18 protein-coding genes, 1 pseudogene and 1 riboswitch are annotated in these 24,420 nt (G+C 55.1%); of the genes and pseudogenes, 4 read left to right on the forward strand and 15 right to left on the reverse strand.

Going from position 1 to position 24,420, the window contains the following annotated elements; all coding sequences use genetic code 11:
* Positions 1-112: 112 nt before the first annotated feature.
* Positions 113-1,357: an MFS transporter gene (locus DD586_RS12680; protein ID WP_012885225.1), complete on the reverse strand. Its 1,245-nt coding sequence runs from the start codon at positions 1,355-1,357 to the stop codon at positions 113-115.
* 69 nt (positions 1,358-1,426) lie between these two features.
* Positions 1,427-2,518, reverse strand: a complete 1,092-nt coding sequence (locus tag DD586_RS12685) for a 4-oxalomesaconate tautomerase (protein ID WP_012885226.1) — start codon at positions 2,516-2,518, stop codon at positions 1,427-1,429.
* Positions 2,519-2,679: 161 nt separating this feature from the next.
* Between DD586_RS12685 and DD586_RS12690 the strand changes: the two genes are divergently transcribed.
* A complete protein-coding gene (locus tag DD586_RS12690) occupies positions 2,680-3,606 on the forward strand; it encodes a LysR family transcriptional regulator (RefSeq protein WP_012885227.1) in 927 nt (308 codons plus the stop codon).
* Between the two features lie 164 nt (positions 3,607-3,770).
* Positions 3,771-4,838 carry an MBL fold metallo-hydrolase gene (locus DD586_RS12695; RefSeq protein ID WP_012885228.1) on the forward strand — a complete coding sequence of 356 codons (1,068 nt, stop codon included), beginning with the start codon at positions 3,771-3,773 and terminating at the stop codon, positions 4,836-4,838.
* A gap of 209 nt (positions 4,839-5,047) precedes the next feature.
* Here the strand turns inward: DD586_RS12695 and DD586_RS12700 are convergent, their stop codons facing one another.
* Complete coding sequence (locus DD586_RS12700; RefSeq protein WP_012885229.1) at positions 5,048-6,073, reverse strand: magnesium transporter; 1,026 nt, start codon at positions 6,071-6,073, stop codon at positions 5,048-5,050.
* A gap of 74 nt (positions 6,074-6,147) precedes the next feature.
* A riboswitch (M-box (ykoK) riboswitch) is annotated at positions 6,148-6,317 on the reverse strand.
* A gap of 816 nt (positions 6,318-7,133) precedes the next feature.
* On the opposite strand from DD586_RS12700, the gene DD586_RS12705 reads away from it, so the two are divergent.
* Positions 7,134-7,823 carry an MgtC family protein gene (locus DD586_RS12705; RefSeq protein WP_041164467.1) on the forward strand — a complete coding sequence of 230 codons (690 nt, stop codon included), beginning with the start codon at positions 7,134-7,136 and terminating at the stop codon, positions 7,821-7,823.
* Positions 7,824-7,872: 49 nt separating this feature from the next.
* Positions 7,873-7,998, forward strand: a pseudogene (locus DD586_RS21445) (type II toxin-antitoxin system HicB family antitoxin); the annotation flags it as partial.
* 47 nt (positions 7,999-8,045) lie between these two features.
* On the opposite strand, the gene DD586_RS12710 reads toward DD586_RS21445, so the two are convergent.
* From DD586_RS12710 to DD586_RS12765, 12 genes are all read right to left on the reverse strand, one after another.
* Positions 8,046-8,669: an RraA family protein gene (locus tag DD586_RS12710; RefSeq protein ID WP_012885232.1), complete on the reverse strand. Its 624-nt coding sequence runs from the start codon at positions 8,667-8,669 to the stop codon at positions 8,046-8,048.
* On the reverse strand, positions 8,666-9,511 hold the full coding sequence (locus DD586_RS12715) for an ABC transporter ATP-binding protein (protein WP_012885233.1): 846 nt from the start codon (positions 9,509-9,511) through the stop codon (positions 8,666-8,668). Before DD586_RS12715 ends, DD586_RS12710 begins: the two co-directional genes overlap by 4 nt.
* Positions 9,512-9,522: 11 nt before the next feature.
* Complete coding sequence (locus DD586_RS12720) at positions 9,523-10,572, reverse strand: FecCD family ABC transporter permease (RefSeq protein WP_012885234.1); 1,050 nt, start codon at positions 10,570-10,572, stop codon at positions 9,523-9,525.
* Positions 10,565-11,587 carry a FecCD family ABC transporter permease gene (locus tag DD586_RS12725; protein ID WP_012885235.1) on the reverse strand — a complete coding sequence of 341 codons (1,023 nt, stop codon included), beginning with the start codon at positions 11,585-11,587 and terminating at the stop codon, positions 10,565-10,567. The genes DD586_RS12720 and DD586_RS12725 overlap by 8 nt, the downstream gene beginning before the upstream one ends.
* Positions 11,584-12,501, reverse strand: a complete 918-nt coding sequence (locus DD586_RS12730) for an ABC transporter substrate-binding protein (RefSeq protein ID WP_041164469.1) — start codon at positions 12,499-12,501, stop codon at positions 11,584-11,586. The genes DD586_RS12725 and DD586_RS12730 overlap by 4 nt, the downstream gene beginning before the upstream one ends.
* A 363-nt stretch (positions 12,502-12,864) precedes the next feature.
* Entirely contained in the window at positions 12,865-14,742 is a 1,878-nt protein-coding gene (locus DD586_RS12735) for an IucA/IucC family protein (protein WP_041164972.1), read from the reverse strand.
* Between the two features lie 19 nt (positions 14,743-14,761).
* Entirely contained in the window at positions 14,762-15,538 is a 777-nt protein-coding gene (locus tag DD586_RS12740) for an HpcH/HpaI aldolase family protein (protein ID WP_012885238.1), read from the reverse strand.
* Positions 15,532-17,388: an IucA/IucC family protein gene (locus tag DD586_RS12745; RefSeq protein WP_012885239.1), complete on the reverse strand. Its 1,857-nt coding sequence runs from the start codon at positions 17,386-17,388 to the stop codon at positions 15,532-15,534. Before DD586_RS12745 ends, DD586_RS12740 begins: the two co-directional genes overlap by 7 nt.
* A gap of 97 nt (positions 17,389-17,485) precedes the next feature.
* On the reverse strand, positions 17,486-18,934 hold the full coding sequence (locus tag DD586_RS12750; RefSeq protein ID WP_012885240.1) for a DHA2 family efflux MFS transporter permease subunit: 1,449 nt from the start codon (positions 18,932-18,934) through the stop codon (positions 17,486-17,488).
* Positions 18,924-20,177 (reverse strand): type III PLP-dependent enzyme, encoded by a 1,254-nt coding sequence (locus DD586_RS12755; protein WP_012885241.1) that lies wholly within the window; start codon positions 20,175-20,177, stop codon positions 18,924-18,926. Before DD586_RS12755 ends, DD586_RS12750 begins: the two co-directional genes overlap by 11 nt.
* Positions 20,170-22,059 (reverse strand): IucA/IucC family protein, encoded by a 1,890-nt coding sequence (locus DD586_RS12760; RefSeq protein ID WP_012885242.1) that lies wholly within the window; start codon positions 22,057-22,059, stop codon positions 20,170-20,172. Before DD586_RS12760 ends, DD586_RS12755 begins: the two co-directional genes overlap by 8 nt.
* A gap of 102 nt (positions 22,060-22,161) precedes the next feature.
* Positions 22,162-24,276: a TonB-dependent receptor gene (locus tag DD586_RS12765; RefSeq protein WP_012885243.1), complete on the reverse strand. Its 2,115-nt coding sequence runs from the start codon at positions 24,274-24,276 to the stop codon at positions 22,162-22,164.
* Between the last annotated feature and the right edge of the window lie 144 nt (positions 24,277-24,420).

Below are 24,420 nucleotides of genomic sequence, written 5' to 3' on the forward strand. Positions count from 1 at the left end.
CTGTACCGGCTGGAAAACACGCTTCAGCAACGGTATCCCTTTTTTATTTCTCAGACTTTTCTGGCATGTGGATTATCGGGTAATGACTTACCCGATGATTCATTACAGAGGGTTATTTATTACTTTGTGCCGCGACTAAATTCACCCGTTGAATACCATTGAGGTACGTCGCCACCAAAATACCGCCAATCAGCAACGTAATGATAAATGCGGTCATACCCAGCCAGCCTGCGGCCGAGAAGATAAGTCCGTTGCAATAACCGACGACGGAACCGCCCATATAATAGAAGAACAGATACAGTGCCGTTGCCTGACCACGGGCATGGGTAGCATTTTTACTGACCCAGCTTAATCCAATCGAGTGGCAACCGAAGAAACAACCGGTAAACAGAATGGCACCAATCACAAACGCCGGCAGATTAGCGGTTAACGTCAGTAACATACCGCCGATCATAATCATGAATAATGCGGACAACACTTTCAGCGCGCCGTATTTTTGTGACAAACGCCCTGCTTGCGGTGCAGTAAAAAAGCTCATGATAAAACTGAAGGAAATCAATCCGGCATTAGCATGAGACACATTGAAAGGCTCGCGTGCCAAATAGAAGGCCAGATAATTATACAGTGAAGTGAACACACCAAAAATAATGAAGCTAACCACATACATCAGTGATAACTTTTTATTTTTGAAATGTGCCTGTGCGCCTTTAACGATGTAAGAAAAATTCAGGCTGGTACTGGCTTTGAAGTTTTTCGATGCAGGCAGAACCCTAGCAACCAGCAGTGCGGCAAACATCAGCGTCAGGGCAAAACCATAGAAAATGACATCAATAGACACATGCCCAATCAACTGGCTGGCAACCACGCGACCAGACATACCGCCAATCGAGTTACCAAAGACAAAATACCCGGTCACCACCCCGGCGACTACCGGTGCGACTTCTTCGCTGATATACGCGGTGGCGGCTGCCGCGATACCACTTAATGACAGACCAATCACACCACGGACCATCACCAGCAATGCCCAGGACTTCACCAGCGGGCAAATCAGCGTCAGCAGACCGCCCAGCAGCAGCGATACCACAATCAGACGTTTACGTCCGTAACGGTCGGCTAATGTACCGGTAAACAACAACCCGATAGCCAGCATGGCGGTTTCTGCTGACAGAATAATACTGACCTGGCTGACTGGAATGTCATAATCTTTAGCCAATACAGGGAGTAATGGCTGAATAAAAAATAAAGAGGCCAGTTCAGCCAGGCCGGAAAAGGCCAGTGCGAAAATGACACGCATGTATTGCGTAATATTCACGGATGCTTCCTGACTTTGTGATGTAGGCGCCTTAATTGCACTCATAATAACCTCACAATATAGTTTTAGGGATACAGGGGGAAATAAAACAACGTTTTATTACATTAATTATTTTTAAATATCTTCCGTTTCCAGAGCGTATGAAGGAACATAAACATTACCGACAAATAACTTTCTTGCCGTTCGAATAACCGAAGCACGGATATCTTCGTGACGCTCACCATTTTTCATCAGCGACACGGCTATTTTTCCGCTAGGGTGTTCAATATTGACGTTTTCCAGGAAAGCCGTTCTGTCTTTTTCTGACAGCACATCTTGTGCCACGCTGCCTTCAACCACACAGGCGGTGGAAATACCAATAGACCCGGTAATCGCCAGCGAACGATGGCAGTTGTGCGGCATAAAGTAGCGCACCTGAATAGTGCCACCGGCATTCGGCGGGCTGAGTAATACGGGTTTGGGAATCACTTTATTGCTGACATCCCCCAGCCCCATCGCCTGCCCGGCTTGCAAACGGATATGTTCCAGTCGTTGCATAAACGCCTGATCCGTTTCCAGTGCCTGCGGCGACTCGCTACCGGTTTTATCCAGTGAGCGGGCATCGATCAGCACCATCGGCATCGCCATATCGATACAGGTCACCGCGACGCCATCAAACACATCGCGTACGTTGCCGGTGGGAAACAGTTTGCCGGTTTTGCTGCCAGCGGAATTCAGAAAAGTCAGACCGACCGGTGCCGCGCTGCCGGGTACACCGTCGATTGTCGTTTCGCCGTCGTACTCTACGCATTGTTGCGGCGTGTGGATGTCGGCATCCACCATCGTCCCGGTATTCAGGTTACGAATGCGTACCCGTGTGGTAGGATGCCGGGCGCTCACCAGCCCATGTTCAATCGCGAACGGCCCCACCGCGCACAGCATATTGCCGCAGTTGGGTGTGGTATCAACCCGGCGCTCTTTGACCATCACCTGTGCAAACAGGTAATCGACATCCGCTTGCGGGTGGGTGGATTTGCTAACAATGGCGACTTTACTGGTCTGCGGCGCACCACCGCCAATGCCATCGATCTCCAGCTCATGACCGGAGCCCATCAAGGCCAGCAACACCTCGTCACGCTGTTGGCTATCTTGCGGTAAATCACTGGCCAGAATCACCGGGCCTTTCGATGTACCACCGCGCATTAATACACAGGGAATCTTTACCATCACGTTCTCTCACGCTGTAACTGCTTCTGATGGCACAAGCATTCCATAGCACTATCAATGAATCTAATGTCAAAAAAATACCGATTAATTCATTTCTTGCATTAATCAAGAGACCGGTACAGATTATCTTGTCAGTACCCCGTCAACAGGAGAGAACCCCCATGCAGCATGAGCTTCAGGGCATTAAGGCATTTGTGAAAATTGCGGATACCGGCTGTTTTACCAAAGCCTCAGAGTTGTTGCATATTTCTCAACCCGCGTTGACGCGGCGGATAAAAAAACTGGAAGAGAGCCTGGGAACTGCGCTGTTTGAACGTTCGACTCGCCGGGTCAGCCTGACCGCCGTCGGCAAAAGTTTTTTGCCTAACGCAAGAAACCTCATTGATTTTTATGAAAACTCGATCCTGAATATTCAGGAGATGGCGTCACACCAAACCGGCTTTGTCACGTTGTCATGTATTCCAACCGCCGCCTTTTATTTCCTGCCCGCGGTGATTCGTAATTACAACGAACACTACCCGAATATACGCATTCGTATACTGGAACACAGCGCAAGCGACTGTCTGGATGCCGTGCTCAACGGGGACGCGGATTTTGGTATTAATATGATCAACGTCACACACTTTAATGTGGAGTTCATACCGCTGGTGAATGAGCCTTTTGTACTGGCCTGCCGACGCGACCACCCGCTGGCAGAGAAGTCACTGGTGATGTGGGAAGAGCTGGCAGATTACCCGCTGATTGGCGTAAGACGCTCCAGCGGCAACCGGTTATTGATTGAACAGGCACTGGAAAACAGCGCCTGGAAACCGAATTGGTTTTATGAAGTACGCCACCTCTCCACCTCACTGGGTATGGTAGAAGCCGGTTTAGGGATTGCGGCGGTGCCCAGTCTGGCGATGCCGCGCGACGAGCACCACGTGTTAGTGAGTAAACCGCTGATAGAACCCGTCGTGCGCCGAACGCTCGGGGTGGTACAGCGCAAAGACTCCACGTTGAGTCCGGCGGCGGAGCGCTTTAAAGATATGTTGATGCATCTGTGGTCTAACGAGAAAAACAGCCCCTGGATCGGCAAGTTTAACCTGTAAATACCGAGCGGGTGGCACTCTCTGAGCGGTGCCGTTCAATTCACGCACCGCATCATATGCGATGACAGGTACGGCACGGCATGCTATCCGTAATCATGTCGGCACGGATAGCCTCATCCGTTGTTGTCAGCGTATCCCCTCTATACTGCACGTCAGGAGCACCTATGCCAACGACCATCACGTCACATGACACCCCGCACTATAACCGGCAAACCGGGCGTTTTTTCAATCCGCGCCCGTCGACGGCTCCGAGGATGAGTCTGTGGCAAAGCCTGTCACTGCTGTGGCGGCTGGGTTTTCAGCGCAAAGGGCGTGTACCAGCTAAACGGTTACCGACGCTATCCCCCAACCTGACCGCGTTCCTTGCCGCCGATGAGCGCCTCAAATTTATCTGGTTCGGGCACTCCACTTTGCTGCTTAATCTGGATGATACCCGCATCCTGATAGACCCGGTCTTTTCCGCCAGCGTCTCACCATTCAGTTTTATGTTCCGCCGCTTTCAGCCCCCCGTGCTGGCACGTGAAGCCCTGCCGGATATCGACCTCATCCTGCTATCGCACGACCATTACGATCATCTCGACGAGCAAACCATCCGCGCCTTTCGTGACACCACAACCCGGTTTATCGCCCCGCTGAAAGTGGGTCAACGCCTGCAAAAATGGGGGATCGACGCCAGCCGCATCCAGGAACTGGATTGGTATCAATCTCATACGTTTCACGGTATTCGCTTTACCGCCACACCGTCGCACCATTTTTCTGGCCGCAGTATGTCTGATCGTAACACCACGCTATGGGCATCCTGGGTGATCGAAGGACAACAGGAGCGACTCTTTTTTAGTGGTGATTCTGGTTACGGCGAACATTTCCGTGAAATTGGTGAACGCTTTGGTCCGTTTGATCTCGCCTTCATGGAAAACGGCCAGTACAACGAACGCTGGCCAGACTCACACATGCATCCGGAACAGACCATACAGGCGGTACAAGACGTGCAAGCCCGCCAGTTCATGCCCATCCATTGGGGGATGTTTGCGCTGGCGTTTCACGACTGGGCCGACCCGGTGCAACACAGCAGCCAGTTAGCACAAGCGCGGCACATACCGATGCTGACACCGATGCTGGGTGAAGTGGTCACGCTGGGGACACCCACGACCACACCGATGTGGTGGGAGAAAAACATTGATGCCCTGCCATCACGGCCTATCGCCAGAAACGCGGTACAGGATGCGGAATAACTGAGGTGGGGGATAACTGAGGTGGGGACAGTATCGCGTCCCCTCAGATAAAGACGATGTCCTGCATCACGGGCCAGGCACAACAGCCAGACAGAGCCTTCCTTAATCGGTACACAGGTCCGTGAGAGAGGCGGCTTATTGTGCCACTTCTGATGCGAAGTGGCTTGCAGGCCTAAGCTCCGGACTTAATAGCATGTTCAGAAGGTTATCTAAATCCCCATGACATACTGCGCTATTTTGAAATAAATGATTAATCCTGTTCCATCAATAAACGTTGCAATGAAAGGGGCTGAAACAACAGCAGGATCAATATCAATCCGTTTCAATAGCATCGGGATCACTGATGACACAATCGCACTCCATACCGTAATTGCAACCAGTGCCAGACTGACCACCAGGGTGACCTCTACCCCAACGCCCATAACCCACGCCCGTATCCATGCCGCGATGCCGATGGTTAACGCAATAAGCAGTGAGGTAGACAGCTCCTTGCGAAGGACTACATGTAGCTTTGACAGGCTAACCTCACCCAGCGCCATGGCACGTACTAGCGTTGAAGTAATCTGAGTACCGCTGTTACCACCGGAACCAATCAGTAACGGGATAAAAAATGCCAGCGCAATCGCTGCTTCCAGTTGCTCTTCAAAAGCCTTTAGCACATTACCAGTGTAGGCTTCAGCGGCAAAAAGCATCAGCAGCCACGGTGCTCTTTTACGCCATAACTCCCATGGACTGGTATCCATGTAAGGTTTGTCCAATGGTATGGTAGCTCCCTGACGTTGGGCATCCGCAGTATTTTCGTCTTCAATCAGTTGCGCAATTTCACGCTCGCCCAATACGCCCACTAACGTATGGTGTGCCACCACCACAGGTACCACTTCCGGGTTGTTTTCCATCAGTAAATGCGCGACATCATTGCGGATATCATCAGGTGAAACCTGAAAATATATCGGGTCCATCATTAACCCAACGGCGCTATCGCTCTCGACACATTGCAGTAGCTTTTTTACCGAGAGAGTACCCCGCAGATGATAATCTCCCTCGGTGATAAAGATTAAAGGAGGAATTTCATCGGTTTTTAACTGAGCCAGAAAATATTGTCTTGCTTCCTCAACGCACAGATTGTAAGGAATGGTGATGAAATCAGATCTCATATAATTCGCCACCGAAATCTTATCAGAAAACTCAAAACCGGCTGACGATTCACATGAATATTTTAGACGTATTTTTTCCATTATTAGTCCCTATTTCTGTTTAAATTTCAACAGTGAATCGTATAGGGGCGCTAACCAGAGAGGGAGTACAGATTATCTAATCTCCACGTCCAGGTTTTAGCACTATACAACGTATCTAATTAATCAGAAGTTACCTTGGGCTGAACCTTAATCCGATAAAGCCTGTCTTAACCTTGGGCATCTCTCGATGTCGTCAGATCAGTAACCTATGTTTGTATAGGAGCCTCGCCAAACGAGATACTGCAATTTATTACACAGCTAATATAGATAATCAGTTTAGTTGGAAGAAGCGAATTCTCACATTTGTTTAGGATAGGTTTATCTTTACAAAAAAACAACGACACGCCACATTAATTACATTAATGAAATCACTGAAGATACGCATTAGATAATGACCAGAAAATTTTTATTCTCCAGATTATTAACACCTCAACTTACCATCAGTAAATAACCACATTGTCATAAAGTAGCGCACTCCACTTTCGTGGAGTATATATCCTCATTCCACTGTTTAAATGCGACGGATAATTCATGTCTATCCAGATAGTTTTCCAAACAGAAACTAAACAACCGCAGGAAAAATCCAATAAATACGCAATGGGTAGCTTTTGGGCTTTACATAATTTATTAGATGACTATAATCAGGCCAAATTTTCATAGGAGCACTATGTTGGACTGTCACCCTTACATAATAACTATCAAGGCAAGCTAACGCATACCTCCTGCGCTGCTTGCCGAACCGGCGGGCAGCAATCCCCTCATTATGACGATTGCATCCCTATACCCTTCATACTTCAAGTTGCAGGTGTGTTGGCTGCTCTCACTCACCCCAGTCACTTACTTGTGTAAGCTCCTGGGGATTCACTCGATTGCCGCCTTCCTGCAACTCGAATTATTTTGGGTATATACTGTAAAAATCGCTTATTAACGTGAGAGAAATCGTCATGTTCATGTTTAAAAATTCATTATTTCCCCCACCGGCGATACGGTACTGATCACCCTTGCGGGTGATAATCTTATCGTGTGCTAAATAAAACACGTATTTAATTCTTCCAGCAAAATGGAGGAAAGTATGTTGATGCTTCCTTATATCTCAAATTTGCTCGCAGCGATGCTGCTGGGGGCGCTCATTGGTGCGGAAAGACAATGGCGCCAGCGTATGGCAGGTCTGCGCACGAATGCATTGGTCGCAACGGGTGCCGCGGTTTTTATTCTTAGTTCAGTGTTTACCTCTCCTGACAGCCCAGGCCGTATTGCGGCGCAGATTGTCTCCGGTATTGGCTTTCTCGGTGCAGGAGTGATCATGCGTGAAGGCATGAATATTCACGGTTTGAATACTGCAGCAACGCTTTGGTGTTCAGCAGGTATTGGTGTGTTGTGTGGACTGGGGCAGTTCTGGAATGCAGCCGCGGCAACACTGGTTATCCTCTGTGCTAATATTTTACTACGCGAGGCTGCACAACGGATTAATCAATTCCCCAATACATTGGAAGAGGAAAAATGCTATATCCTGAAGGTCACCTGCAACAATGAATATGAAAATACTGTCCGCCAGCTATTACTTGATACGGTAGATGAATTGGCGCTCAGTCTGCAGGGGTTCGGGTCTGTTTGTGCGAAAGAAGAAGACCACATAGAAATCCGCGCGGAGCTTATTAGCGGCGCCGATTATCGAAAAAATATGAATATAATTATGTCCAGAATCAGTGGGTACGAGAATATTACCTCAGTACGCTGGAGTGTAGAATAAGGTTAACCCCTTCACTCCCGGAAGGGAGCATAGAGAGAGTATTTAAGATAACGTCACGCTGCCTAAATCACTGTTCGACCGTATCGACTGTTGCGTAGCAAGTAACCCAGAATTTAAAAGCCGCTCGGGGTTTCTTGCCCAGGCGGCATTAGAGCGGATGTCATCCCTGCGCTGACCTTTATTCAGAAACCTGCTTCGGCAGGTTTTTTGTTTGCACCGATATCAGAAAGCCCCCGGTAATTTTTGCCGCAGCGCCTCCCGCCGTTCTGCATCCGCGAGTTCTTTGTGTTGCGCCACCGCCAGCCAGTCGCGGGCAGCAGACGGATTCAAGATAAACACGCCGTCGTCATCACCTATCGCCATATCGCCGGGATACACCGTCACCCCAGCGATCGTAACCGGTACGTTGACAGCCCCAGCGCATCCCAGTGTGCGGGTGGTAATGGCACTGATGCCTTTACAGAACACCGGCAGGCCCAGCTTGCGTAGCGCACGCGAATCCGTCACGGCACCGGCTACGACAACCCCCGCCAGCCCTTTCACTTTCGCCGCCAGCGTGCGCAGTTCCCCCCAGCAGGCGCGTTCTTCTTCATCCGACGCATCAATCACCAGCACATCGCCGGGCTGGCTCAGTAACAATGCCTCACGCAGTACGCCACCATCCGGCGGGCACAGTTTAACCGTCACCACGTTGCCGATCATCTGCACATCCGCCAGTAGCGGCCGGATACCCGGCAAATACCCCTGTTCCGTCAAATGTCCCAGTGTGGAGGTGCTGACATGGCGATAGCCAGCCAGCAGTTCATCGCTAAGCGGCGAGACGCGGGGAAGAATATGATAATTCATCCTGCCACCTGCCCATGCCAGTCATCCGACGGGCCACTGTCTGCTACTATTTCATGCGGTTTTTCACGGCCAAATGGAATGCATAACGGTGTGTGGAAAAACGGATCAGCAATAATACGGCAGTCCAGATTAAACACGGTTTTCACCAGCGCTTCGTCCAGAATTTCCGCCGGTGCTCCCTGTGCGAAGGCGGTGCGATTATGCACCGCCACCATATGGTCGGCGTAACGGCACGCCAGATTGAGATCGTGCAGTACCATGATGATGGTTTTCCCGTGTTGACGGTTCAACTCACGCAGCAAATCCAGCACTTCAATCTGGTGCGCCAGGTCGAGAAAGGTGGTGGGTTCATCCAGCAGAACCACCTCGGTATCCTGTGCCAGCGTCATAGCGATCCACACCCGTTGGCGTTGACCGCCGGATAACGCATCTACCGGTCGGTCCGCCAGCCCGTCGGTGCCGGTTTGCACCAGCGCACGGTTTACCATCCGCTCGTCTTCCTGTGACCACTGCTGTAACCAGTTCTGGTAGGGATAGCGCCCCAGGCTGACCAACTGCTTCACGGTAATGCCTTCCGGCGCATCCGGCATCTGCGGTAAAATCGCCAGCGCTCGCGCCACCTCGGCGGTCGACTGACGGTGAATATCCTCACCATTGAGGATGACCGAGCCACTCAGTGGTTTAAGCAAACGGGCGAAAGACTTAAGCAGTGTGCTTTTGCCGCACCCGTTGCTGCCTATCAGTACCGACACTTTGCCCTTCGGCAACTGTATATCCAGATTGTCGATAATCGTCTGGCTGGCATAGCCGAGGGTCAGCTCCCGGCTGGTAATGGCGGTCATCATCCGTTTCCTTAATGACGTTGTTTGATCAGTAAATATAAAAAGAACGGCGCGCCCAGCGCCGAAACGAAAATCCCGGCGGGCAGATCCAGCGGTAAAAACAGCGTACGTCCGCACAGATCCGCCACCATCACCAGTACAGCGCCACACAGAAACGCCATCGTCGCCTGCCCGGCAAAGGTCGGTGCCACCAGCCGTTTAGCAATGTGGGGGGCGATAAGCCCGACGAACGCCATCGCCCCACCCCAGGCGATCGCCGCACCGGCCAGCGCCACACTGAGCAGCAACAGCGCCAGGCGCAGCCCCTGCACCCGCACACCGATGCCCTGCGCCAGCCCATCATCCAGTTGCTGCACCTGTACCTGACGCGCCAGCCACACCAGCCACGGCAGCATCAGCAGCAGCCAGACACCCAGTTCACGGGTTTCACGCCAACTGGCACCGTAGACGCTGCCGGTCAGCCAGACATACGCCGAGAGCGTGGTGGTCAGCGGGCTGAACACCAGCATAAAGGTGGTCGCCGCCATCAACAGTGCCGATACCCCCACGCCGGTCAACACCAACCGCTGTGGCGATACACCCGATTGCCACGCCAGCCAATACACCGCCAGCGCAGCCACCCCCGCCCCGATCATCGCCGCCAGCGGCAGGTAGTGCGCGCCCAGCGTGCCGGTAAGAAACGACAGGTAGAACACCGCCGCGGCGCTGGCACCGCTGGTAATACCCAGAATATCTGGCGATGCCAGCGGGTTACGGATCATCGCCTGTAAAATCAGCCCGGACACCGCCAGTGCACCACCGACCAGCGCCGCCAGCACCACCCGCGGCAAGCGTAATTGCTGTACGATAAGCGTCGCGCCCTCTGACTGTGACGAGAACAATGCCCGCAGCACCTCCCACGGTGACAACATCAGCTTGCCGATACCAAGTGATATCACTATCACCACCAGCATCAGTACCAGCGCCAGTGCGATGCGTCCAACGCTAGTCAGGTTAATCTGGCGGGAAAACGGCCCTTGTCGCCACACCAGCACCGCATCCCGACCTTCGCGCTTATCCATGCCGACCTCCGCGCCGCAGCAGCACAATAAAGAACGGCGCACCGAACAGCGCCGTCATCACCCCGACTGGCACTTCCTGCGGCACAATCACCACCCGCGCCAGAATATCCGCCAGTAGCAATAACGCCGCTCCTAATAGCGCGCAACCGGGCAGCAGCCAACGGTGGTCGGCAGGCAACAGTTTTCGCGCCATATGCGGCACAATCAGACCAATAAAGCCGATGCTGCCCGCCATCGCCACCGCGCCCCCCGCCAGCACAATCACCAGCAGACTCATCAACAGTCGGATGCGCCCGGTACGTTGCCCCAAACCACGGGCGATAGCTTCACCGGCGTTCAGCACGTTAACCTGCCCTGCCAGCAACAGGCTGGCGACCAACGCCGCCAGACAATACCCCATCAACGGCAATACCGTCGCCAGCTCGCGATCGGCCACCGAACCGGCCAGCCAGAACAACACCGTATCCAGTCCTTCCTGATTGACCACCAGCATTCCCTGACTAAAGGCCGCGAACATAGCGGTGATAGCCGCCCCCGCCAGCACCATACGCAACGGGTTCAGACTGCCTTTGCCCATGGTGCCAATCAGCCATACCAGACAACCAGCCAGCGCCGCACCGGCAAACGCCGACCACAGCCACACCGACATCGCCACCTTGGGAAACAGCGACACACAGACAATCAGGCAAAACATCGCCCCAGCGTTAATACCGAACAGCCCCGGCGATGCCAGTGGATTACGGGTCAGCACCTGCATCAAGGCCCCCGCCACCGCCAGACTGGCCCCGACCACGATAGCTATCAGCGTGCGCGACAGGCGCGTCGAGGTGACCAGAATATGGTTCACATTCAGCGGATCCGCATGCCACAACGCCCCGAACACCTGCGATGGCGCAATCGCTATCGGCCCGACCATCAGGCTCAACAACGCCAGCGCCAGCAGGCACACCGCACCGCCCGCCAGCACCTGACCGGGTGCCATCCGCTTCATGTGGATTTTCACGACCTGGCTCATGACACCCCTCCGGCGATACCGGTCACCCGGGCGATATCATCAAGCATCATGTTGGCCCCCAGAATACCGCCGGACAGGCTCCAGGTGACGCCATTGACCACCCACACTTGCTGTCGCTGTGGCGCACGCAGTCGCTGCCACAACGGATGACGAATCAGCGATTCATAGTTGCGTTGCACGGCGGGACTCTCAGAGCGCAGAAAAATGAAAAAAATATCGGCATCCACCACCGGGATGCTCTCTTTGCTGGTCAGCTTGAGTGACACCCCCGGCTGAGCGCGGCTGGCATCACTCCAGCCAAACCCCAGTTCGCTCAATACCGAGCCGGGAAAGCTGCTGGGCAAATAGCTGCGGATATGATCTTCGCGGATATCCAGTATTGATACGGTGGGCGGCCAGCCGCTGCCAAAGCGGCGTTGCAACTGCTCACGCAGCCTGTCCACCCGCTGCTGCCATTGCTGCAACAATGTGTCGGCCACTGCCTGACGTCCCAGCGCCTGCCCCATTACCTGCACCGTTTTTTTGAACTGGTAGATTTCATCGAGCATCACCACCGGTGCAATCTGCGACAGCAGCGGTTCCAGCCGCTGGTGACGAAAGCGCGAAGCGACGATGGTATCGGGCTTTAACAGCACGATGTCTTCCAGACTGGGTTGGGTTTCCAGCCCCACATGCGGCACTCCGGCCAGCGCCGGACGCAGGTAGCGGTACATCGGTTTCTCGCTCCACGAATCCACCACCCCGGCGGGTGTCACCCCCAGCGCTACAGCGGTATCCGTCGCGCCCTGAAACAGGGTGATGACCCGTTGCGGCACTAACAACGACTGGGCCAGCGCAGGCCGGGAAAGCCCCAGCGGCAACAGGCTTAACGACCACCGCAGCAATCGGCGGCGCGACACTAAATACTCATTCACGATTTGATGTGATCTGCCTTTTCCATAGTGATGACCAACTCATTACGTTCAGAAGAGCGATCTCTGGCGTCAAAAACTGTGCTGAGGTGTTCGTCTTCGCCGGGTGAGCCGCATGGACGCGGCGAAAGCCCGTGCCGCGCAGGGAGCGCGTCACGGGCGGCCCGAACAGCGAAGACGAACGCCGAAGGTACCGCGTAGCGGCATAGTTTAGCCACCAGCCAGTGGTCAAGGAGAGGTGGCGCTGAACCTCTCCTTGTCGTGCGTGCGATGAAATAGCAAAGAAGCAATGCCGTCTATCCCGCACGAAATATCTCTCTGTCTTTACATGAACCCGATAACGACGCTCTATTGTTCGTTAACAATCTATTTACCAATGATTGCCTGAAACGGGTTAATCACTTCTCCCTTGCCGAACGGCATGCTCCCCGGCCCACCGGCGCGGGCGATCATCGGGGTGATCAGCAGTTTCTGCGGCCAGTTGGGTGCGTCAAACAAGCGGGTTTTCAGCATCGCTTGCGTATCAGCTGCGAAACCGGCACGGTCAATCGCCCCATTGATTTCAGTGCGCATCACACCCCACAACGTTGCGGCATCCAGATCGTAGGTTAGCGATAACGTGTCAATGATCGCCCGCATGTTGACCTGAATCCCCAGCGTTTGCAGCCAGAACAGCAGGTCGTCCAGACGTTCGTGGTAAAGCGTATTGGCATGGCCTTGTTTGATGCGGTACACCGGGTCCTGCATACCGTTTTGTTCCAGCGTCGGCACATGAATACGCAGTGAATCGTGGTCACGCAGCAACAGGCCGTGGGCCTGACCGGCTTTCCACACCAGCACCGCGTTCTGCCCGTGGATCTCACCCAGCATCCCTAAGCGGAACATGCGGAAATTAATGTCGAAGAAACAATGACAAAGCTCGGCAAACAGTGTCAACACTGCATCAGCGTTCGACGCTAAACCTCGATACGCCAGCCAGTCGTCAAAGAAGTGACGACGACTACCCGGCAACGGTGTACCTAGCGCCGCCATCGGCAGCAGGCGGTAATCCGGGTCATCAAACAGTTCACGGGGATAACTGCGCACCATCGCCGACAGGTGGCGCGGCGCTTCATCAAACAGGGTGGCCTGCGGCGGCATAAACGCCCACCATTTGCCTTCATCACACAGATAAAGCCGCTGCTGTAATACCGCGTCTTTGTCGCGCGCCTGTCGCAACAACGCTTCACTTAACCCGCCGTTGATCATTTTCACTGCCGGTAGATAGCGTGACGCCCCCAGCGAATACACCGCCATCGGCAGCTTGAGGTAGTCCGCGCTGGCGAAACACGGGGTCATGGAACGCAATGACGAGGTCGGCAGGTAGCGAGCGGCACGGAAATCCAACCGCTGGCAGTCACCGTTGCGAAACGCCTCGCCCAACTGGGTTTCCAGAATATGGTCGAACTGCCACGGGTGCACCGGCAAAGCAATGTGAGTGTCGGCAATGCCGCGTGTCACCAGTTCCTGTTGTAACGCCGCCTGTTCCGCCTGCGGCAACAGGTAATGTGCCGGGTACTGGTCAGCCGTGTCGTGAATACCATCGCCACATTGCAGCTTGTCTTTTGCCACCGCCACCCAGTTCAGCGCCACTGGCGCGGCGAACTCCGCCACATAGCGACGGTACTCTTCGGCACTCAGCCCCTGTTTGGCTTTCGCCGTCGGGTGATACGGCCGGTCGCGCAGCGAAGCCCACTGCTCCATCACGTGGAAGAAATCAGCGTTGCCGCGTGCGAGCAACTCGTCAGTATCAATACGGTGCTCGCGTGACAGCGCGGTCTGCTCCACGCTGGTGTTGAGCACATCCAGAAACAGCGCCTGCCCTTTAGTATTGTCTTCGTCACTGTGCTGCCCGGCGAAGACCAGATGCATGAAACTTTCCGGTTCCAGCGCCTGCCAGTCGTTACCGCCCTGCTGCCAGGCATACACCACCGTGTCCGGTACTTTTTCCCAGCGCTGGGTAATGCCAGGGCGCAGCGCCACCACCAGATGACGTTGTTCACGCTCATCGCTGCACCAGCGCCACAGGCGAACAGAACCTTCCAGCGCACCGAACGGTGACGACTGCCCATACTGCTGGTGCCATTCATCGGCGGTATACAATGCCAACGGCTGGGCACCAAAAAATTCTTCGGCCAACAGGCAATCCACCAGATCCTGCATCACGCTGTCGCTGGCATCCTTGTAGTGAGACGTATTTTTCATCACATGACTTTCCATTGGATTACTGTCCTTCTGCTGAAATCGTTGCGGCCAGTCTGGCCTGTAACGCGCGAAACGCGATGCCGCGCTCGTCGCCCAAAACAAATGCGCGCACACCTTGCTCACGCCAGCGGGCATGATCGTCAGGTTGGCGGGGGATGGCGCAATAGCACACACCCTGCGCCTCGGCGGCAAAACGCACCTCGGCCAGCGCGGCCTGCACCGGGGCGGCCGCGGTCTGCCACGGCATGCCCAGCGACTGAGAGAGATCCGCCGCGCCCTCCAGTATCATGTCCAGCCCCGGTACTGCGGCGATAGCCTTTGCCTGACGCACGCCCTCGGCGCTTTCAATCATCGCCACCAGCAGGATTTCCCGGTTCGCCAGCGTGACGTATTCCGCCAGGCTGTGCTTACCAAAAGCACCGGGGCGGCCGCTGTTGAGACTGCGCTCGCCCTGCGGGTGGTAATAGCAGGCACGGACCGCCGCCTGCACCTGCTCAGTCTGCTCCACCATCGGCAGCACAATGCCCTGCGCGCCGCCATCCAGCAGCCGCAGCATGGTTTTAGGGTTGGCGTCTGCCACCCGCACCAGCGGCGTGAGCGCATAGCTCTCCGCCACCCGGATCATGTTTTCCACCGTTTCCGGGTTAATCAGCACGTGTTCGGTATCGATAATCACGAAATCGAACCCGGCTTCGGCGATCAACTCCACCGATACCGGCGAGGGAATCGAGGCGATTAACCCATAGACCGGCGTACCGGCCGCCAGCTTGCGCTTAAGATGGTTGGTTCTTAGCATGACGACGGCCTGAACGGATGCAGGGGGTTCGGCACCGATTTAAATCGGCGTTCACCGTCGCCCAGTAACCGGCGTTTCGTCAGTTCTTCTACCTCGTAGGTCGGTGCAAACACGTCAAACAGCGCGTAACGCGCACGGTGCTGTGGGTGTGCGGCCTGATAACCCAGCACCACGTCCGCCGTCATTTCCCAGAAACGCGCTTCCGGCAGCTGATAGTGCTGACGCAGGAATACCGCCATTTCTGCCAGACAAATAAAGAAGAACGAATCGCAGGTGAAATCGCGCACTGCTTCAACGTCATCAGTCAGGATGAAAGAGTTACGGTTGATTTTGGCGTGGCTGGCCGGTAACGGCACCAGATCCGGGCGCATCGCCGGGCGTGCCAGATGGTCCGGCGAATAGCGCACCCCGTCGTGGAAATCTTTCAGTGCGATGCGCTGCGGCCAGCCATCACGCACCACCAGCACGATATTCTGGCCGTGCGACTCCATGCCGATGCCTTCGGCGTACAACATGTGAATGATGGGGGAAACCGTCACGTCCAGCAGTTGGCGAGTCCAGGCTTCCAGCCCGTACTGACGAATCCATGCATCGATAAACGGGGCCTGTTCGCCGCCGTCGTAGCGGTGTTCAACATGGCTTAAGCCGTTAAACGGCACCGCCTGCTCACCCGGTTGCAGATACTGATGGATGCTTTCACGCCAGATAGCCCCCATCACGCCATAGGCTTGCGCCATGCGGGTGGCGGGTAAATTCTGGGTGTCAAAGCTCACCCCAGCGACTTCGCCGAGGATCACAAACTTCAGGTTGCGGGCAGTCTGGTCGGTATCGATCAACTGTTGCAGCCAGTCGGTGATGATTGGCCCGTTCATCACCGTGTGCCGTGCCAGAATACGGGTGCTGGAGGTGTTGGTCATACTCATCGCCAGCTTGACGTACGGCCGTGTTTTTTCGGTCACGTTCGCCAACGTGCGAATCGACTGTTGCGCCTGCCAGCGGTCGTCAGAATCACCGAGGTAAATCAGCTCGCCGCTGACCAACTCCGGGTAAAACACCGGCGCAATCACGTTTTTCCACTGCCACGGGTGCACCGGTATCAGTTGATAGTCCTGCGCTTTGCGCCCCTGACGCGCCAGTTGCTCGCTAAACGCCTGCCAGCGCGCTTCACCAAACTCAGTGAGCAGGAAATCATCCAGATTCAGTTTGATCGAATGGTTGGCTGAGGCGCGTTGCTTCGACAACGCCAGCCAGACGATAGCGAAAGGCTGACCGAACTCCGGCCCCCACTGGACGTTATCCTGCAGGCTAAAGCCGATGCGCGACTTGTAGCAGGCGTGATAGCTGTGCGCATCCATAAAATGGCGCTCCAGCTCATCGAAACTGAGCTGATGTGCTGGCTTACCGGGGCGATAATCCTGTGCGCGCGACTGCAAATCTTTGAGTTGCGTCTGCTCCAGTTCCTGCACAAAACGCGTCAGAAACGGGTTACTCTCCTGCTCGCCCAGCAGTTCTTCCAGCATCAGGTGCAGGTTGGGGGACTGCGCATTGCCGTTAGCATCAACGCGCTGCACACTGGCGTAATCCAGACGAATCAGCGCAAAGCTGTCGCTCAATAACCCATTACAGCGGTATTCCACCGGCTGTTGCTGCGCATCACGGCCGGTTATCACAAACTGGCTGTGGCCCTCGCCTATGTCCGTGCAGTGATAAGGCAACACCTCTTCGTACAGCAACGTCTGTAACAGTTGCCCGACCACACGCTGTTCTACCAGCTGATAACGCTGCGCATCCATCTGCAACAGCCAGTCACAGGCGATACCCTGCAATACGACGGGGGATAATGTTTCCATACAGTCTCTTAACCTTGTCAGTAAAAATAACGTTGTCAGCCCAAATAACGTGGTAGTCAAAATAGCGTGACAGTCGTCAACCCAGTACCTGTGTGCCTCAGCGCATCTCACGTGTCCCGATGTGGGGTGGTGAAGCCCCGGCCAACAGTGCGTTGGCCGCTGTTTCGTCACTGCCCGAGGGGAAACGCAAGGCACAGGGCAGCGCCAGCACGATCAGTATGCCGGTAGCCATAAAGGTCTCGCTGATGGCGGCGGCACGCGCAGCCTCCTGTGCCAACCCGCTGCCCGCCAGCCGGAATTCGAGGTACAACGACGCCACCACGATCGCCAGCGATGACACCAGACGCCGTGAAATGTTGTTCATCGCCGCCCCCTGCGTGACCAGCGTTTCCGGCAGTACATTCAACCCGGCGGTGGTGACCGGCATGTAGGACAACCCCAGCCCGATGCCGCGCAGTATCATCCAGCCGAACACCACACCAATGGATGACTGCGCCCCCACCATGCCTAACCCGATGGTCGCCAGCGCGGTCAGTAACACCCCGGTAGCCACAATCCGCGCCGGGCCGTGGCGGTCGAGCAGGTTGCCGCCGAGCTTACCGAACAGGCTGGCGAACAGTGCGGTACACAGCAGCGCCAGCCCGGTCCAGATGGCGCTGTAACCCATCACCATTTGGACCAGCATCGGTAATAACACCAGACATTCGAACATCCCGACCGACTGCACCACCGCAATCACCACACTCAGTCGATAGCCGTGCAGTTGAAAAATACGCAGGTTCAGCAGCGGCTCGCGTTTACGCAGTTCGACGCGAACAAAGGCCACCAGACAGGCCGCTGCCACCAGCAGCATCAGCAGGTTGAGTGGATTCGCCAGCGCCGATGCATGATGTAATCGCCCGGCGGCTACCATCAGCAAACCAATACCGGCGGACACCAACAGATAACCGGTCATATCAAACGGCTTGCGCTCACCGGGCGTGGTTTTCGGCAACACCACCAGCCCCATCAATAGCGCCAGTGCGCCGATGGGAATATTCATGGCAAACAGCGAGCGCCAGCTAAACCACGTCAGCAGAATGCCGCCGCACAGCGGCCCCAGCGCCGGAGCCAGCATCACGATAGCGCCCCAGATACCGGTAATACCGCCACGTTCCTGTTTGGGGTATACCGAAAAAATCAGCGTCAGCGACAGCGGGATCATCAGCCCACTGGCAATGCCCTGCACCGTGCGAGCGGCTATCACCAGCGAGATGGAATCCGCCAGCATCCCCAGCACCGAGCCGCTGATAAACAGCGCCACCCCCAGCAGATAGAGCGGTTTGTTGCCCAGCCGGTGCCCGAGATAGCCGGTCAACGGCATCGTCATCCCCATGCTGACCATGAACGCTGCCACGATCCAGGTAGCGAGCAGTGGCCCAATGTGAAACACCTCGATGAACGCGGGCAGTGCCGGGTTCAGCGAGCTGTTATTCAGGCTGACCGTCGTGGTGCCGAGCAATACATTCACCACCACCAGCCAGCGTGGAACAGCACTAGTCGACACGGTCCACCGCTCCGGTTACGTCTACGTTCGTCCCGTCCGCCGTGATAACCCCAGCGTCGGTGATGAAATACTGCGCAGGACGGGGGTGACACAGAAAATCGGCATGCGAAATGTTGTAGCCATAGGCCCCTGCCAGCGGCAGCACCAGCAGGTCACCGATATTTACATCCGTCAGGCGCTGGTCACGGCTGAGTACATCTTTGGGCGTACAGAGCTGGCCGACGACCGTCCAGTCGCGCGTTTCCCCTGCTGGCTGCGCGGGTGCTAACGGCAGATGGATGATGGGGTGGTCATGCCCTTGCGCCACTGGCAGTCGGAACTGATGGGTACCGCCGCGACACACCAGAAAATGCTTACCGTGGCTGCGTTTCTTATCCAACACTTCGATGGCGTAATAGCCGCAATACGCGCTGATAAACCGCCCCGGCTCAAAGCGAACCACCGGCACATCTGGCTGTTGCGCCAGCCGCACACGCAGGTAGTCACACAATGCTGACCAGTCGAAACGCTCCGGCGTCAGGTACGGCACCCCAATGCCACCGCCGACATTCAGGTGAGTAATCTGTTGTGGATGGGCAGACAACGCTTTCCACTGCGGCCAGCGCGTCAGGTACAGATCCAGCAGTTGCTGGTGCCGCTCCACACTCATCTGGTGCGACATGGCATGCACGTGGAACCCTTTGAGTTGCAGGTGGCTGGCGTTATCCACGTCACGCACCGCATCCGGCAGGTCTGCCTCATCCATGCCGAACGGTGTCGGCGTACCGGCCATCGCCAGTTTGCTGGTCAGCGACGACGCCAGCTCCGGGTTGATACGGATGAACACCGGCTGAACCACGCCGTGTTGCTGCGCTCGCTGTTGCAGGCGGGCTATCTCATGGCGGCTCTCCACATGGACCGCCTCCACCCCGTGTTCCAGCGCCAGATCAAAATCAGAATCCAGCTTGCCCGGCCCGGAGAACACAAACGGTTTCGCGGTGGCGCACCCGGCCACACGGTCGATTTCCCCGCCGGAGGAAATCTCAAACCCATGAACCAGCGGTGCGATGGCATCCAGAATCGGTTTTTCGCTGTTGGCCTTGATGGCGTAATAGAGTTCGACGCCGGGTGGCAACGCTGCCATCACCTCGCTGACGTGTTGACGCAACGCCGCCAGGTCATAGACGAATGCAGCCAGCGGGTCGCGGTGCTGCTGTTGCAGGCGAACCATCAGATGGCGAACAGGCTGTGGCAGCTTAACCATGCTGCACCTCATGCCGTACTGTATGCTGCGCCTCGCTCTGCGCGAGCGAATCATGCCGCCGTCCCCCGGTATGCCACGCTTCGCCGTAGCCTGCCGCCCCACTCTGGTGTGCGGTATCACCCCAGGGGGACGGTAACTGGACGTAGCTGGCCTGACGATCGGCCTCGGCCGCCAGCCGCACCTTGAGGTTGGTTTTGCATGCCACCGGCTCACCGGCGATCAACGCTTCCAGCTCCGGTGCCGGTTGGCGCAGTTCCGCCTGAATCGCACGTAGCTGCTGTCGGACCCGTTGCCACATCAGCGGTGCCAGATGGGCATGACCATGACTCAACGCCAGAATGGCTTCTGACAGGTGGTTGATGAACAGGCAGTACATGATGCGGTTCCAGCCCTGCTCGCGGGAATACAGCAACGACTGGCGCACGCGGGGGTGTATATCGTCAGGAATCGCGTGGATACCGAGATCGTCGGTCAGCTTCACCCCTTCGAAATCGCGCAGCAACACCTGATGTGGTCGCCCTTGTTGATGCACCAGCACGCTGTTTTGCAGATGCGGTTCCATCACCACACCGTGATTGAAGAACAGTGACAATACCGGTCGCAGTAACCGCGTCTGATAGTCGTCAAACCAGTACAACAACGCGTTGTCATCCAGCACAGCACCGTAGTGTGTGCGCAGGAAAGTATGAATCATCGGCTGTAAATCGACGCCACGGGCAAACAGCGTACCGGCCATGATGCTGTGCTCAGCACCAGTGCGGCGACAGAAGTTCTCACGCAAAATGCCGCCGGTTTGCTCGCGAAACCAGTATTGGTCCGATTCGCTAACACCAACCGGGCTCCAGCTCACCACACCCGGTTCGGCCGCCGCCGTCAGACCGCCCAGCGTATCGGCCTGCTGCGCCAGTAACTGGCGGAATAACCGGTCGATCAACACCGTGCTTTCCAGCTCGTACCAGGCGTTTTTACGCACACAGTTGGTGATGCGCACGTTCAGCGAACCTTTGATAAAGTAATCATGGTTTTCGATAAACCAGGTGCGGATAGAAGCCGTCGGGCTGGCGACGCGTCCGCTTTGTCCCAGATCGCGGATCACCTCGTTTTGTAATAACTGCTGTACGCGGACATCCTGCATAAACAGTTGCGCCTGCACCGGGTGCATACAGATGATGGCGCGCCCCGGTGCCGCTGGGCCTTGATCAGCAAACCCCTCCAGCACCTGTTGCGGCGTCAGGCCGTTGGCACCGATGTGTAAACCTTCTGTTGGCACCTCGAACTGATGCAACGCCGCTCTGGCCTGAAATTCCGGTGCCCACTGTTCCTGACCGAGATGCGCGGGCCACAGGCGCGCCTTGGGCGCAGGGTGGCTGGGGTGGCCGAACCACAACCCTTGCTCGCTATGCAGGTAGTGCTGTAGCGGTGCGTCCGTTTGCTGGCGCTGGTTGTGGCTGACAATCGCGCCGACCAATTGCCTGCTCTGAAGAATCTGTTCGTAAAGTTCCGGGTTTTTTCTCCCGGCGATGTGTTCGCAGGCCGCCAGCACACGGGCGATCACACGTTCAAAATCGGGGCAGTGCCAGTCACCTTGTGACTGACGCAAATAGACATCAGACAGATAGTGCTGACTGCCGAACGTATCACGGCGGTCCACCATGACAAATAATTGCAGTGAGTCGGGCAAACCGATAACCATCGGAATACCTTTCCAGTCCGCGCCATCAAAATAGGCCCCCGGCGGGATCCCTTTCATTTCGTCTGGCCATTCATATCGCACATACCCTTCCGGTATAGCGAACTCTTTGATAAGGCAATTGAGTAACCCATGCAGGGCTGCTTTTTCGCTTATCATTCTGGACAAAGCATCATGATTAAGGTTGTTCATCTCTGCTCCATAAGAATAACAATCGGCCGGTGATGTCGTGGCGACGGTTAACTATCCTGATTAACGCACGGGAAATAGCCCCGCCTTTCGACGGGACATGAATTAAAAGTCAACGCTATATCCTAACGTCACGGTTCTTCCCCGACCGGAGAAATAACGCAGGGAGTTCACAATCGCGCTTTGCGAGTAATACGTGATGTACTCCTTATCAAACAAATTGGAGACCGCCAGATTAATTCTGCCTTTCGGCAATTTATAACCGACGGCGGCATCCACCAGTAAATAACCGTTAAAGTCCTGCTGACGGTTATCCATAATTCTGTCGAAGGCGTAATTGGCCTGAATAAAGGAAGACCACTGCGGCGTCCAGTTGGCAGACCAGCTGGCGGTCAGGCGATCCGGCGGAATATTCAAGCCGTCCAGCTTGCTGTCCAGGCTGCCGTTGCCATCACTGTCATACCATCCCTGAATGTGGGAATAACCGAACTTCAGGCTATGGTCGTCATTCACTTTATAGCCCAGTGAGGTTTCAATACCGTCAATGCGGGTTTTCTGGCGCTCACTCTGGAAGGTGCCGTTGACATCCACCACACGTTCGCCCAGCTTAGAGGTCGAGCGGTAGTAACTCATCTCAAACGTCACCGGGTCTTTATCGATACGAAAACCGGTTTCAACGTTATCCGTGACAATCGGTTCCAGCGGCAGCATATTGACCGACTGATTGGCGGTTTTAATGCCACGCAGCGTGCGGCCTACGTCAGGAATACCAAAGCCTTGTGAATAGTTGGCGAACAGGCTCACTGGCTTATACGGCGTAGTCCAGACCGCGCCCACGTTATACAGCGTCTTGTTGAAACTCAGCCGACCGCCCTGCACATCCACACTGTTATTCGGCGCTTTGGCGGTACTGGCTGCCACCGTCCGGAAACTGTCGATGTCCAGTCGGGCGTACTCATAGCGCACCCCGGTGGTAATTTTCAGTGAATCGACCGGCTGAATATCCCACTGCATAAACGGCGACAGGTCGGTGTATTTCATCTGTGGCGCATAGATGCGCTTGGTCAGCCAGAAGTCTTGTTTACCGGTATCAAACAGGGTATCGAACCCAACGGTCGCTTTCAGGTAGTCATCCCAGATATCGTCTTTGGTCAGCGCCACTTTGCTGCCATAACGGTCAGAGGTTACCCGAGACTGGTCATAGAGCTTATTCAGCGGCGCAATGCGGACATCCTGGAAAGAGGCGGAGTTATCTGCGCCGAACAACGACTCGTAATTCTGGTAATACACCAGCGAGTTCAGCTTCATGCCCGCCAGATTGTAATTATCGTAGGTAGCGCTGGTGGTCCAGACGCTGTTCATCGGCGCATCGCCGACCGGACGCCCAGAGATCGAGGTTGTTGGGATACCCTTGTCGCGATCGCCAGCAATGCCCAGATAGTTCATCTTGCCTTTGATCTGATAACGGTTGAGGCTGAACTGGACTCGCTGGTCATCATCCAGCCAGTAGCCGACCTTCGCTATCACGTCATAGGCACGTGAATCCATCAGGTCGCCCTGGGTATTATCCACCCCAATCGGGCGATCTTTTCCGTCCAGAAACAACCCCTGATCTTCATAACTGACGGAGAACAGGTAATCCAGATACTCTTCGCGGCCACTGAAACCGTAGGTGGTTTTGTAGCTCATGGTGTCTGAGCTGACTTTCGTCGGCGAGGTGGTTTCCACGCTGAAGTGCTGGTTAAACGAACCCGGCTCCGGGCGGCGGGTAATAATATTGATAACGCCGCCGGTCGCACCAATACCGTTGCTGGCGCTGGCACCGTGAATCACTTCGATGTGGTCTACCATCGAGAAATCAATGGTGTGCATTTCGCGCCCGGTGGGGCGCAACGGGTTCGACTGCGGAATGCCATCGACCAGAATCAACGGTGCGCGACCACGGAATGTTTCGCCGCTACCACTCATTTTCTGACGGCTCGGCGCCATTGCCGGTAATAAATTACTTAATATCTGGGAAGAATCACTGGTAATTTGTCGCTGCTGTTCAATCTGTTCTTTGGTAATAATGGTTACAACCTGAGGCGAATCTTTTTTTTCGGTATCCGTTCGGGACGCCGTGACCACCATTTCGCTGTCGTTTTTATTTGTATTATCTGCTGCGTCAGCCTGTGTAAATAAAAGTAATGGCGTCAACGCATATAATGCCCGAACCTTCATTCCTGCAACCTCATTATTATTTTCCCAGTCAATAAAACGCTGATGTTCCCACCAGCACATGTCATTAAATAATTTGTTCAGCCCAAAGTGATGTCCGTAATAACGCCACCAACGGTTGGCTTTTATTATTTCGTTTTTGGGGTC

This window comes from Dickeya parazeae Ech586, assembly GCF_000025065.1.
In the GTDB taxonomy this organism is placed as follows: Bacteria; Pseudomonadota; Gammaproteobacteria; order Enterobacterales; family Enterobacteriaceae; genus Dickeya; species Dickeya zeae.